Raw genomic sequence first — 15,201 nt, forward strand, 5'->3', positions numbered from 1 at the left:
TGATTAGGATTGAGCTCATATCCAATCACTTATTATATGTCATAATTGTTTATTTGTAACAAATTTTTCTTCTGCTATATTGTGTGTCAATTTTTTAATTTCACGTCTTAATCGCACATATCTCATACGTAAACTAGCTTCATTAACATTGAGTATTTTTGCTATCTCTTTATAACTTCTATTTTCAACATAATAGAAGTTATAAAGTTGCTGCTTCTCTTGTGAAAGAAGTAATAATACGTTGTCCACATACTGTTCTGCATCAATCTCATTGTCATAAATCGTTATGAGTTCTTCATATAAGTCTGAATGTTTACTTCCTATTTCTATATCAACTGAAGTTTCCTTTAAAGTCTTTTTTAGAGCTTTTCTCTTAAAATTAGCCGCTACAAATTTTGCTGTCTGATAAATGAATCCACCTATATTTTGATGGTTTTGCAGCTCCTCTATACGGTTATAAACGATAACAAATACTTCTTGGGTAAGATCTTTGGCATCTTCTATATTCCCTACTGAATAATAGAGATATTTCAAAATTTTTTCATGATATCTTTCACATAATGTAACAAAAAGTTTATCCAGAATAGCTCCCCCCTTTCTAATTTGTTTATGTCCATATTTGTTAATTGTAACATTTATTGTTTGAAAAAATTTCGTTTATAGGCACAAAAAAAGCTCTCCAATATAAAATTGAAGAGTCTTTTTAATCATTCTTAACTATATTTTTATATCCTAAATAAGTAGTATAAAAATATCCTCCATATATCATGAAAATTACAACCCCTGTTATAATTATTGTTGGTCCAAATTCGAAAGTTATTAATAATCCTGCGCTTTTTGACAAGGTATTCATAATCTTTAATCCTATTACAGAATGTATTAGCGCCAAACTAAGAGGAGTCATAAAATGTATCAGAATCTGAGTAAAGATAGATTTATTTATCATCTGCTCAGAAGCTCCTATTTTTTTTAGGGTTTTATATCTATTTAAACTATCACTTGCTTCTGTTAATTGTTGAATTGCTAACATTACTGCACTTGCTATCAAGAATACAAAACCTAAATATATTGCAATATATATAGTCGTACCTATATTGCTCTTAACCTGATTATATATTCCTACTTTTGTATCAGCACGTAAAATGAAACCATATTTATCTAAAAGTTTATCTCGATTATAACTTATATCTGCAAACTTTGCCTGTAGCTCTTTAACCTTATCCTCAAGTTCTTCTTTGTTTTGTCCACTTGTATTAAATATATACATTGTTGAAGATGATTTCATCATGCTCCCTAAAAAAGAATCCGGTATTACCGCTAATAAATATGAATTCTCATGTTTTATATTTATATTAGTTTTTATAGTATACTTCTTTCCACTAATTTTAATTTCATTTTGTTTTTCGATTAATTTCTGTAATGCTTCTTGTTCCTCTTCATCACATGTTATTAATAAGATTTCATTCTCTTTTAAATCCACTATTGCTTCTCCACGTAATCTTCTTAGTTCATTGTATTGTGATATTTTTATGCTCCCTAATCGACTATCAAATTCTTTAAAGCGTTCTTTTAAAGCTAGACTTGCATATTCATTTAATAAATTCAATTTTTTTATATCTGTCCTATAATAATCTATTACAGCATCCTCATAGGAGTTACTTAACTTGAATCCCACTCTTTTTAAAGCTTCTTTTACATCTTGTACTTCTTGGTTCTCATCACTAATACTTAAATCAATGCTTCCATCATAAATAGGTAAATCTTCTAATCTTTTTTCCAGTATATGCTTTGTACTTAAGCTCGTAGATAATATTACTATTGTTAAAAATAACATTAAACATGTTGCTGTCATAGACAAAAAATTTGTATTAATCTTATTATAAAATTGTTTTATAACAAATATATTTAGCTTTTTGAAATATATTTGTTCGCTTCTTCTAAGTATAAGTACTGTAAATCCAGATAATCCAAAGAAAAATAATAGAGTCCCTAAACTTCCCCATATTATGCTTAAAGGAAAATCTATATTCTGTGGAGTATGTGCAAAATGCAATCCTAAATAATATGCTTTTCCTAATGCATATAAAGATATAATAAATATTATTGCTGAAATTATAGTATTTCTGCTTTTTATAGATTCATTCTTTCTTGAAGCATTTATCATATCAATTAATTTTTGTTTTGATACAATTACTGTGTTAAATATCATCACTAAGATGAACATTATCGCAAAATATAAAAAGGTTTTATTCACTGATTCAATAGACAAATTGAATGTATACTCATTCATATTAAGTTCAAATAATTTTGCTGTAAGCACTGAAATTCCTTGTGATAGAACTATTCCTATAATTAATCCCATAACTAGAGATATGATTCCTACAATAAATGTTTCATATATTAATATTTGAGATATTTTTCTTTTTGACATACCTAGAATAGCATATATACCAAATTCTTTTTTACGCTTTTTTAATAAGGCATTATTCGCATATATAATTAATCCACCAAAAACAATTGACATAAATACAGATATATAGGATATCAATTTAACCAATACTCCTATTTTATTAATATCATTCATTGCTGTTTGAGAACTAATTGAGTTAAAATTATAAAATATGCTCACTGCTAATGTGAGCGTCATAAAGTATATGGCATAATCTTTAAAGCTCTTTTTTATATTATTAATTGCTATTTTAGAATACATCCTTAACATCTCCCCCTAAGAGTGTCATTACTTCAATAATTCTATTGAAAAATTCTTTTCTAGAATCATTCCCCTTAACTAATTCATTAAAGATCTTACCGTCTTTTATAAAGAAAATCCTATTAGCATAACTTGCAGTAAAAGCATCATGAGTTACAAGCAATATAGTCGCCTCTAATTCTTTATTTAATCTTTCAAAAGATTCTAGTAGCAATCTTGAAGATTTAGAATCTAAAGCCCCTGTAGGTTCATCTGCTAATACTAATGAAGGTTCAGTAACTATTGCTCTAGCACAAGCGATTCTTTGCTGCTGTCCTCCTGACATTTCATAAGGATACTTATTTAAAACGGGGGAAATTTCAAGTGTTTCTGCAACCTTTTTTATTAAGTTATCTATTTTTTTAGGATTTATTTCCTGTATTGTTAGAGCTAAAGCAATATTTTCATATCCAGTTAACGTATCAAGTAAGTTAAAATCTTGAAATATAAATCCTAACTCATCTCTTCTGAATTTATCTAATTTTTTAGTTCTCATCTTTGTAATATTTTTATCATTTACAATGATTTCCCCAGTTGTTACCTTATCAATTGTTGAAATACAGTTAAGCAATGTAGTTTTCCCACTTCCTGAAGGTCCCATTATTCCAAGAAATTCACCTTTATCTATATTTAAACTTATACCATCTAATGCCTTAGTCACATTACCTTTTTTTCCATAATACTTTTCGATATTTTGTACACTTAATATATTATCCATATATATATCCTCCATCTAATCAACCATCATACAATTAAAATAATCATTACTGTTGATTTAATAATTATTCTCTAAGCTGTATTATGAACTTATTATACTAGAGTATTTTAAAATCACATATTGTATTAACTTTCATTAAAGTTGCATTTTTGAAAGATAACTATTTATTATTAGATTTCCTATTGATACAAATTGTATTACATACAGATTAAAATATGTAATAAAAAAGTGTAAGTATTAAAACTCACACTTCTTAAATACCTAAGTTAAATTCACTTAATGGAAATATAATGTTCACTTTTGTTCCCACGGCTAATTGAGATGTAATACTTATATCTAAACCTAACTTATTACATAGCTTTTTACAAAGATACAGTCCTATACCTGTAGATGTATTGTATTTTCTCCCATGCTCACCTGTAAATCCTTTTTCAAAAACTCTATTAATATCTTTCTCTGGAATTCCTATCCCATTATCCTCAATTGTAAGTATTATATTATTTTTGTTGGTACTTGAACATATTCTTATCTTTCCTTCTTTTGGTTTAACATACTTAATTGAATTTGTAATAATTTGATTAAGTATAAACTGAACCCACTTTATATCACTATACACAACACCATCTATATCATCTAATTGCAAGCTTATTTTATTATTTATAAAATCCTTAGAATTTTTCCTAATAGTATTGTTTACAGCTGTTTTTAAATTAAATCTTTTCACTATATAATCTTTACTAACATCACTGCTTCTTGAATAATATAATGCTTGTTCCACAAACCCTTCTATTTTCTTTATTTCTTCTCCTACATTATTCATAATAGAATTTTTATTATTCTCAATAATTAACATACTTGATGCAATAGGTGTTTTTATTTCATGAACCCAAGTCTCAATATATTCTCTATAATCTAATTGAAGATTTTTATAATGATTTACATGTTCATGCATTTCTTTATCACATTCTCTTAATATTTCATGAAAAAGCTTTCCTTCTAAAAACTCTGGTTTTTCCATAATCTCTGGTAATAAATACTTTTTATCAAGACTCTCCAAAACTTCTTTCATATTATCATAATACTTTTTATACTTAAGAAACTCTATGATAATATAGCTCATTAATGGCAAAAACCATATAGTAAAAATTAAAAACATAAAAATACTTTCTATATCTAATATAAGAAGTATGCACCCTATAATTATAAATGCTGCAAAGTTTATAAATAAAAATGGTCCTCTTTCTTTTAAATACTCTTTTATATTCATGGTATTATATACCCTAATCCTCTCCTAGTTTCTATCACATCTTTTGCCCCTATCTTTTCCAAAGTTTTTCTTAATCTCGTTACATTCACAGATAAGGTGTTATCATCAATAAAAACATCTGAATTCCATAAGTCTTCCATTAAAATTTCTCTTGATACTATACTCCCCTTTTTCTTTATTAGATAAGAAAGTATCTTTATTTCATTCTTAGTTAATTGTTCTGTATTTCCTTTATGAGTAACACATCCACTAGACAAATTTAACTGTATATCTTTATATTCTAATATATCACTGTAATTACTCTTGGAAGCTCTTTTTAAAACTGCTGAAATTCTAGCTAAAAGTATTTGAGTATTATAGGGCTTAGTTATAAAATCATCTGCTCCCAAATTCATACTTATAAGTTCATCTGCTTCACTATCTCTACTTGTAACTACTATTATTGGTACATCAGAGTTCTTTCTAACTTCTCTGCATATATGAAACCCATCAAAAACAGGTAAATTTATATCTAATAAGATCAGATCAGCATTCGATATATTTATATATTCAACAATATTGTTAAAATCCTCTGGAGCATCAACTTCATAACCATATTTAGATAAAAATATTTTCAGTTCTTCTCTTATGGTTTCTGTATCCTCTATTATGATTATTTTTTTCATATTTATCCTCCAATATTTTATCTTTGAAATTTCTTAATTACTTATTTCATATTATATCAGAAAAATACTCATTAATGCCGCCGAGATTGGGCTTTTTCAACAGTCTGAGTATTCTTTCATAAATGAAAGAATATGGTCACTTAAATCAATATGAGCTTAATTCATTGAATGATACTATAAAAGCGAAGTAAATATTAATTATGAGGTGGTTACATTGAAAAGAAACTTAAAAATATTAGGTATAATACTTGCTGCAGTTTTAATTGGAATTATTATTCTTGGTGTGGCAGAAAAAAATAATTTCTTAGGAATGAAAAAATGGGGAACAAAAGAATATTATGTTCAAATAAAAGATAATGGAGAAGAATATATTACAAAAAATACTGAGGGTGAAAAATCGGTTCTTTATTTTTATAAAACAGATGCATATAACAAAGATGGTAAACAAATAAAAGTTGAGTTTCATAGTGATAAAAATTTAAAACTAGACGCATATCTTCTTGTTCTTGCATTCTCTCAAGATAAAAATGATTATAATCAAATTCTAAGTTATGAAGAAGTACATGCTGATAAAGTCCCTTCTAAAGCTAAAGAACAATTAGATAAATAAAATTTAGTAGGACGCTCTTTTATTTAAGAAAACATTAGATAATTTCCTAGTAATATATTTTAAGAATTGTTTTATAAAAAACAAACCTGACGTTTCACAAATTTGTGAAACGTCAGGTTTTATGATTATTTACCACAAAGTGAAGTATAAAACATAATTATCTATTAACCCTCCCCACTAATTTTCCAATTAAAGTATTAATCAAATCTATTAAATGCAAATAGTAAATTCTTTAGCTATACTTAAAATTTTACCATTTGGATGATTACTACCCTTTATATGTTTTTTTTAGTTTCCATGGATTTATGTTAAGCATTATCACTAAGAATGCAGTAATATACAGAATTATAGAAACAATGATTATTTTTTTGAGTACCTCTTTAATGTATTTGATAATATGGATATATTTATCTGCTCCTAATATAGCAATAACTTCACCTTTTGAATTCTTTATTGGAGCATAGGCAGAAATTGTCCCCCCCCATATATCTACAGATAACGCATCTTCAACTGAAATATTACCATTAAAAGCATCTTTCATTTTATCTTGCATAATATATTCTTCCATGAATTTTGCTGGTTTAATTAAAACATCTATAACAAAAGAGGTTGTGTTTTTATCATTTTTTACTAGAATATATAAATTATTAACACCACTGTTGACTTTATACTCATAAAATGATTTAGATAATTTAGTATACTCTGTACTGTTTTGAGCTTTTTGTTTTAGTATATTTTCTAATCCATCAGTATCTACTATTTTTACTGCCTCTTCTACACATTTTTTACTTTCTAGTTTTAAATCATTTATGATTGGGTGAAAACCATAGTTGAATCCAATAACGGTATAAGTAGTAATAATCAAAGTAAGAACTGCAATAATTATAGTAATTACAGTAAATGTTCTCAAAATCCTAATCTTTAATTTGCTCATTATATACCTCCTTGTCTTTTGTTGCAAATTTATTATATAATCCTAAACTTACCCCATAATGAACTAAACCTTAATTAAACCTTACAAAAAAAGAAGTTGTATCGTAAAAAATTCTACTATACAACCTTCAAATAATCTCATTGTTAGAAATTTTCCAACGTGTCGCACTATGATACGGTTCACCGCACTTCAACCTAAATACACCCTAATTCTAATTAACTATACGATTAGCTCTTTTTTATTATTTTAACTTCACCTACAAATCCATTTAACTGAACCTCATCTCCATCTTTAAGAATACTCATTGCATTTTTAACATTATATATAACTGGTATATTAATTTCTCTAGCAAGAATTCCTAGATGATCAAAAGGAGAACCAGACTCTACAATAATGCCTTTCACATGATTAACTATAGGTTCAAGCTCTCCACACCGTGTAAATGGCACTACTAATATACACTCCTCATTTAGATAAGCAGGCATTCCCATTTTAACCTTTGCTTTAACTGTTTTTCTTAATCCTGAAATCCCCTTTAATATTACAGTATGTTCACTAGAATCCCTCTTACCTTGTTCATTGTTTTCATCTATGCAATAAGTGTTTTGAACAAGTTCCTTTCCAATAGTTGGTGGTGCAAATAACTTCTTTTGATAATTAAATTTCTGTTTTCTTTCATTTATAGGATTCTTAAAATCACTACCATTTAATAGTGCATCTTTAATTTCATTAAGAGTAAGAAAATATATATCTTCTTTATGTTGTATTTGCTCATTTCTCATTAATATCTTTTCAGCCTCTACTAATGCTACCCGTAAATATGATTTTGTCATACGCTCAAAGTAATAGTGATGGTCATCTCTTGCTAAGTATGCTTTTTCAGCTAAATTAAGTTTATTTAAAAACTCTTGCCCTTTTTCTTCATCTAATGTACTTAATATACTGGACTTAACCCTGTTTTTATTTTTTAAAGATTCCTCTATAGAAGATTTAAAATTATTAATATTTAGATTAAGAAATCCTCGTATACGTCCTATTATTTTAGAAGGTTCTTCCACTAATAAAGGCTCTGGATAAGGACTATTAACATCACTATCTAAATTACAAATTCCAAACAGAGCTATATACTCATCTATTAGTTGCATTAATTTTCCACTTTCAGAAACCTTTTTGAGTCTAGCATGGAGAATTTCATCATATGGGCAAGCATTAAACATTTTATTTAAAACTGGATTTGAATTCACCTCATTAGCCATACCCATATATAATTCTCTTTCTTTATTTAAGATACTAACATTAAAAACTAAATCGTAAAAATCATCTACATTAAAATCATTATTTATATTTTTACAGTATTCCATAAAAGTATCTAAATAATCACATCCATGAGTAACTGGCCAATGATTTGAGGCTAAAAAATTCATATGCTCTATTGATTTTTCCAAAAACACTAATGCCTCTTGTGACGATAATTCTCTTGCTAGATAGTTATCTAACTCCTTTTTAAGTAGAATTAATTCTGGCAGTACAATATCTTGAAATATATTCTTATAGTCATTATGTAACTCCTCTAACATAGTTAGAAAGTTTTGTTCTTGCTGCTCTTGATTTACCATTTCTTTATCTCTATAAAAGAAGTAACCATTTTGAACGCAATATTCGGAATAAAAATCTTGAAAACCTACTGTATAGAATGATTTATTTAAGGCATCTCCTAGTATTAAGCTTAGTTCATTAATTAAAGGTTTATAAGGCTTATCACATTCCCTATACCAAGTATAATTACCCTCTCCTTCACTTTGCCATTTTAATTCAAAAGGTTTAATTCTAAAGGTTGTAATAGGTCTAGCTTGAAGTATATAAATTTTATTGTCACTAATAGTCCATTCTATATCTTGATATTTACCAAAGATTCTTTCTATTTTTAAAGTAATCTCATATAACCTGTCTATTATATCCTTTGATGGAGTATGAAAGTTCTCTGGAATTCTTTCATCTAGTACCTCTCCAGTTTTTTTATTAATTTTATAAAAGGCTGAACTTGCTTTACCACTAACATAATCATCACACAATCCATTTACAGCATTAATGTGCATTGTGTCCTTATCCATGTCAATAGTATCCACTGAAAAGTTAACTCCAGAATAGTCGCCTACAACAAATTGCTGGATTATCACACACATTTTTAATTCTTTAAAGTTTAAATTATTTTTTACGAAATATGCAATAACTTTATCATTAAATAATGAAGCATAACACTTTTTTATAGAGGTTTTAGCTTCTTCAAAAGAATTTAAATTTATAAATGAAGAAAACATACCTGCCATACTATATGTATCATTATCTTCACACAAGGCAGAGGATCTTACTGCATACTTCCCTTGAAATTCTTTACTTTGTATATTATTAAAAAATTCAAGGAGGTTTGTCTCCATTTCATAAGAAAACTGCCCATTTAATATAAAATTATATATCTCCTCATTATAAGCCAGATAATCTTGAGTACAATAATTAAAATTATTATATTCAAGGAACTGCATAAAAAACTCTGAAGACAATGCAAACCCATTTGGAACTTCTTCCCCACTTTTTATTAACTCTCCTAATGTACTTGCTTTGGAACCATATTGATTTTTGTTACTTAAGCACAGCTCTGATAACATTGATAACATAAGTAATATCCCCCATTTCGTTTTGTTAATCTAAAAAACTACTTTATATTGTTAATGTGGTAGTTTGTAACATTTATTATATAAATTCACTTAGAACTTTACAAATAGGAAAAATGTTTTGAAATACGGTGGATATGTATTAACTATTTTAAATAGCATTTTTCATCCTTTTTCAAAATCTATATTGACAATACGGTGTTTTTACAATATAATATATTGACTAATTAAGAGAGTAGAAATATACATTAATCTAATAATATGCTCCTAATACAACGCTTGTCTAATAAATCTTCTTTAAACCCTCCACACAAAACCCTAAACAGTAACTCAAAAGGAAATCCCCCAAACTATCAGTCTGAGGGAATATAAAATACACTTCAATTTTAACAGGGCTCATCATAATATTCATGCAGTACCGCTATCTATATTAGATAAACATTACTTGCTAATCCGTTTCTTTTAATAATATTTCTAAAAACACATCTACTATATGTGGTGCAAATTGAGATCCTTTGTTGTTTTTAAGTTCCTCTATACCTTCATCTTTAGTAATTCCCCTTTTATAAGGTCTATCTGATGTCATTGCATGCCATGAATCTGCTACAGCTATTATTTGAGATATTAACGGAATTTCTTCCCCTTTTAATCCCACCGGATACCCAGTTCCATCCCAACGTTCATGATGTAACAATACATATTTGGAAACATCTCTTAATGAATCTGCCTTAGATAATATATCGTATCCTATCTGTGTATGCTGCTTAACATGTTCATATTCTTCCTTAGTCAATTTATCGCTTTTATTCAAAATACTCTGTGGTATTATTATTTTACCTATATCATGTATAGTTGCAGCCCAATAAAGATCATTTAGTTGGTTACCATCAAATTTTAAATACTTTCCTATTTCAAGTGAATATAACGCAACAGCCTCTGAATGTCCCTTTGTATATTCATCATGAAACTCTAAAGCCGAAATAAATGCGTGTACAATATCACTTTGTTCTAGATTTCTTTGATCATTTACCTTTTTAACCTTGTAAAAACCATTAACAAGTTGCTGAAAGGCTTTTAAGTTACGAATACTTTCATCACTGAATTCCACATTACATTCTTTACTAATATCTAAACTAAATCCCCCATATAAATTATCTTCATTAGATATGCCAACATAAATGGATTGTTTTAATTCAACATTTTTCTTAGAATAATCTTCATATGTATGATTCCCAATTTTTCTTTTAAAGCTTAATTCAGGGTAATTTTTAATTTTTATATCATTATACTTATATTCAAATTCCTCAGGAGTAATTTGAATTTTCCCCAATGATTCCATATCAAAACCTATTGCATCTATAAATCGTATCTTCCCATTTTCAACTATATAAGCACTTCCCACATTACTTTCTTTTACTAAATTATAGGCTATTTTCAATGTCTCACTTAAAAACACTTCATCATTTACATATCTATTTTCTAATATTTTAGTTGTTAACATAAAAAAATCATTTGTAACATTAATCACCCGTTGCAATTCTTCATTCTTTTCTTCTATTACAATCAAATTATTGTTTGATTCTATATTCTTCCTCCGTAAATCAGTACTTAATTTTTTAATTTTCAGGCAGTCATTTAGGATTAAACGATAAAGTAAAATAGCTGTAAAAAAGACAAAGAACCAACCTTTATAGGTCTGAATATTACTATATATATTTTTATCAATTACTATCATACTCAAAATACGGTCAGAGAATAAAATCCATAAACACCCTATTAATACGTAAATACTTGCTATTCTTCTAGGCGTTTTCATAACATCAATATTTTCTATATCATCTTTTTTATAAATTGAATCAATAATACTTCTCAAATTTCATCCCCCCCTACAATAAAACAATAATTTTCTGTAAAATCTATATATCAAATAATAAAGTATTTTTATAGTACATACACTTCTAGTCTTTTGCATATTTATGCTTATTCATTTAACATTCGACAAGTGATACTATTTTCCTCCAATATTCTCATTTTAACTACTCACATTTGCTATTAATTTGTATAATAACTCTCTGGAAGTTAGTAATCATGATTTATTATTTTTGTTTGCAAGTTCTTCAATATTTAATGGTGATAAATGTTTTTCTAAAAAAATAAAAACCGTGCCAGAAATGAACTGCCCACTGTCTACTTGACAGGGGGCAGTTCATTTCCGGCACGGTTTTTCTGCTATTTAGATTTTAAACAATTCCAATATCTCTTCCTCACTTAAAGCCCCAAAGTTCTCCCCTCTAGACAATTCATCTCCCATTAATTCTGATATAAGTTTTTTCTTCTCTTCTTGAAGAGCAATTATCTTTTCCTCAATGGTGCCCTTAGCTATAATTTTTATTACTTCTACTACCTTCTTTTGACCTATTCTATGTGCTCTGTCTGTTGCCTGCTCTTCAACCGCTGGGTTCCACCAAGGATCAAAGTGAACTACTATATCTGCAGATGTTAGATTCAGCCCTGTTCCACCAGCTTTTAGGCTTATTAGAAATGTAGAATTCTTCCCTTCATTAAAATCCTTTACAATCTTCATTCTCTTTGAAGATGGTACTGAACCATCCAGGTAGCTATAAGATATACCCTCTTCCATAAGTCTTTTGTTTATATTCTTAAGTACTGATGTAAATTGAGAGAAAACAAGTATTCTGTGCCCCTCCTCTATACTCTTATGAAGAAGTTCTACTAGAGCTTCTACTTTTCCACTACCAGCAGTATAATCATTCATTAATACAGAAGGATCTAAACATAATTGTCTTAACTTCGTTATATAAGCAAGTATTTCTATTTTGCTACTTTTAAACTCATGCTCCTTTACCCTTTTCTCAATAAGTTCTATTGCATGGTTTGCATAGGTTCCATAGATTTTCTTTTGTTCATCATTCATTGTAACCATAAGTGTTTTTTCTATCTTCTCAGGTAATTCCTTTAGAACATCCTTTTTTCTTCTTCTAAGAATGAAAGGTTTTATAAGTTTATTTAACTCTGCTAATACCTCTGGACTCTCTTTGAGTTTTTTATGATATCTTACACTAAATACCTTCTCATCATATAGGTATCCTGGCATTATAAAATCAAATATTGACCATAATTCCATGAGAGAATTTTCTATTGGGGTACCTGATAAAGCAAATCTGTTCCTTGCCTTTATCTCCTTCATGGCTTGTGCATTCTGAGAGTGGGGATTTTTTATATTTTGAGCTTCATCCAATATACAATAATCAAAATCTATCCCTTTATAACCTTCTAAATCTCTCTTTGCTAAGTTATAAGTGGTTATAATTACATCATATTTTTCTATATTCTTTATTATCTCTTCTCTATTTTCCTTAGTCCCATTTGCAGCTGCCACCCTTACAGTTGGTGCAAACTTTTGAAACTCACTTACCCAGTTATATGTTAATGATGTTGGCGCTACTATCAAGGATTTGCTTCCCTTGTTGGATAATAAAAAGGCAATAGTCTGAAGTGTTTTTCCTAACCCCATCTCATCTCCTAAGATTCCACCAAAGCCTAAATAATCTAATGTTTTAAACCAGTTATAACCAATTTTTTGGTACTCTCTAAGATTCCCATTTAACTCTACTGGTTCTTCGAATTTCATCTTCTCTATATTCTTGAACTTATCTCTTATTTCTTTAAGCTCTTTTTTTCCTTTTATATATCTAATATTGTTTTCCTCTAAATATCCATGTATAAAAGCCCCTTTATTTTTAGCTATCTCAATATGATTCTCATTTATATCTTTAGGAGAAACCACATCTAAAAGCTTTAAAAACTTATTAAGCTCTAATTCCTCTAGATCAAGATAATCACCTGTCTTTAGCTTATAGTATTTAAGGTTATCTCTAAATGCTCTTAATATATTTGTAGTCTCCTGTGATGGAATATCTCCTATTTTAAAATCCATCTCAAAATAGTTATATTTCCCCGCTTTAATGTCTCCCTTAATTCCCTTAGTACCCAATGACTTTAACCCTTTGAAATTTTCTGAGTAATATACCTCTCCTATTTCTTGAAGTCTTCCTACTTCACTCTTAAAGAATTTAAATATATAGTCATCTCCCCTTGTGAAATAAAACTTTCCCTTCATCTCTTCAAACCCTAAGGAGCCGAGGAGTCTTATCACCTGAGCTTCCTTCTTAGCGTCCCTATATATAATCTTCTCTTCACAATCCTCATAAACATTAAACTCATAACTTCCATACTTCACCTTCAATATCAGTGTAATCTCTTTACCCTTCTGATCAAAATAAAAATTAAATCCACATTCACTCATGACTATTTTATCCCTTATAGACTTAGATAAAGTCACATTAGGTGATAACAAATTAAGTTCTGGAATTAACTTTATTAGTATATTTTTTTCCTCTTCTTCTCCCATAGTTATAACCTTCCCCTCATTAAATACTTGAAGGTATGGACTTATCTTGTAACAAAATTCATAATCCGGAAGGTATATTGTTGTACCGTACAAGAAAACATCATTCTTAGGACCTAAAACCGTAGGCATCCCCTCTGGAGACTTTAGAACATAATTCCCTTTTATAGTCTTTAAATCAAAATTTATAGGTGGTGCCTCATTTAAAATTTCAGTATCTACATCTCTATAAAAAAAGCCTTCACTTAAGTACACTCTATGATTATTTATAATCTCAAAGAATTCTCTAACTAAATATTTAGGAATATTAATATATTTTCCATCAACATACTTATCTTTACTTCTACTAAAAGACTTTTGTGTTCCATCCATTTCCTTTAACATCTCAATAAAATCAATAAGTCTTCTATCCTTTGTACTTAACCTTTGATTCTTTATATTGAAAGTAAAGTTTTTGCTGTATTTTATAGGAAATTTATTGTGATAAGACACTAAAAACTGCTCTATATCCTTTAAAATATAAAGACTGCTTGAACTCATAGATTTGAGTCCTATTTTAAACTCAGCTGAAAGCTTATCACTCCACTGATTTTTATTTATATAAACCTCTATTTTAATTTTATCCTTATGTTTTTCATCTCCTAGAAGCATGGATAAAATATTGTTTTTATTCTGGAATATGATATCTTCTAAGATATCTGCCCCTTTTAAAAGAGGATGTTCAACTAACTCACCCAAAGCTTTATAAAAAGTAGCCACTAAATGCTTACAACAATAATTCCTTTTTTTAAACTCATTCTTTTCATAATCTAAACAGCTGCAATAGGTAGAAAAAATACTTTTTTTATCCCCATCCAACTCTATTTTTGTGTGATATTCATTAAAAAGATTCTCTGAAATCACATTACCATCTATACAAATCAAATTATCTTCACTAGTAATATCCAAAGAAGAAACTAGATCATTATTAAGAACCCTTTGCCCTTTGGCATGATTCTTACCACTTGTCTCTTCATTAAATATTTGTAATAACATATTTTCGTTTAACATATTCTCACCCTATTAATTTGAATTTACCTTCACATTCCATTATAACACAAATTCAAATACACAATAAAAAGCCACGCAATACGTAGCTTTTTATTGTGTATTTATAATTG

At 28.2% G+C, this 15,201-nt stretch carries 10 protein-coding genes; 1 reads left to right on the forward strand and 9 read right to left on the reverse strand.

The features are described from left to right. Positions 1-39 precede the first annotated feature (39 nt). The 5 genes from KDK92_RS21075 to KDK92_RS21095 all read right to left on the reverse strand — a co-directional run bounded on the left by KDK92_RS21075 (position 40) and on the right by KDK92_RS21095 (position 5,399). Complete coding sequence (locus tag KDK92_RS21075) at positions 40-639, reverse strand: RNA polymerase sigma factor (protein WP_338115284.1); 600 nt, start codon at positions 637-639, stop codon at positions 40-42. 64 nt (positions 640-703) lie between these two features. Next, positions 704-2,710, reverse strand: coding sequence for an FtsX-like permease family protein (locus KDK92_RS21080; protein WP_250861391.1), 2,007 nt, complete (start codon positions 2,708-2,710; stop codon positions 704-706). Further along, positions 2,700-3,467 carry an ABC transporter ATP-binding protein gene (locus KDK92_RS21085; protein WP_250861392.1) on the reverse strand — a complete coding sequence of 256 codons (768 nt, stop codon included), beginning with the start codon at positions 3,465-3,467 and terminating at the stop codon, positions 2,700-2,702. Before KDK92_RS21085 ends, KDK92_RS21080 begins: the two co-directional genes overlap by 11 nt. A 253-nt stretch (positions 3,468-3,720) precedes the next feature. Further along, a complete protein-coding gene (locus KDK92_RS21090) occupies positions 3,721-4,734 on the reverse strand; it encodes a sensor histidine kinase (protein WP_250861393.1) in 1,014 nt (337 codons plus the stop codon). Then, the gene (locus KDK92_RS21095) at positions 4,731-5,399 is read right to left on the reverse strand and encodes a response regulator transcription factor (RefSeq protein ID WP_250861394.1); all 669 of its coding nucleotides are present in this window, start codon (positions 5,397-5,399) and stop codon (positions 4,731-4,733) included. The genes KDK92_RS21090 and KDK92_RS21095 overlap by 4 nt, the downstream gene beginning before the upstream one ends. Positions 5,400-5,613: 214 nt before the next feature. Between KDK92_RS21095 and KDK92_RS21100 the strand changes: the two genes are divergently transcribed. Further along, entirely contained in the window at positions 5,614-6,009 is a 396-nt protein-coding gene (locus KDK92_RS21100) for a YxeA family protein (protein WP_250861395.1), read from the forward strand. Between the two features lie 268 nt (positions 6,010-6,277). Here KDK92_RS21100 and KDK92_RS21105 read toward each other — a convergent pair whose 3' ends face one another. The 4 genes from KDK92_RS21105 to KDK92_RS21120 form a co-directional block, all read right to left on the reverse strand. Continuing rightward, positions 6,278-6,943, reverse strand: coding sequence for a hypothetical protein (locus tag KDK92_RS21105; protein ID WP_250861396.1), 666 nt, complete (start codon positions 6,941-6,943; stop codon positions 6,278-6,280). A 227-nt stretch (positions 6,944-7,170) separates the two neighbouring features. Further along, on the reverse strand, positions 7,171-9,615 hold the full coding sequence (locus KDK92_RS21110) for a PEP/pyruvate-binding domain-containing protein (RefSeq protein ID WP_250861397.1): 2,445 nt from the start codon (positions 9,613-9,615) through the stop codon (positions 7,171-7,173). Positions 9,616-10,060: 445 nt separating this feature from the next. Next, positions 10,061-11,485: an HD-GYP domain-containing protein gene (locus KDK92_RS21115; protein WP_250861398.1), complete on the reverse strand. Its 1,425-nt coding sequence runs from the start codon at positions 11,483-11,485 to the stop codon at positions 10,061-10,063. A gap of 360 nt (positions 11,486-11,845) precedes the next feature. Further along, a complete protein-coding gene (locus KDK92_RS21120) occupies positions 11,846-15,091 on the reverse strand; it encodes a DEAD/DEAH box helicase (protein ID WP_250861399.1) in 3,246 nt (1,081 codons plus the stop codon). Positions 15,092-15,201: the final 110 nt, after the last annotated feature.

This window comes from Oceanirhabdus seepicola (assembly GCF_023684385.1).
Taxonomy (GTDB): Bacteria; Bacillota; Clostridia; order Clostridiales; family Clostridiaceae; genus Oceanirhabdus; species Oceanirhabdus seepicola.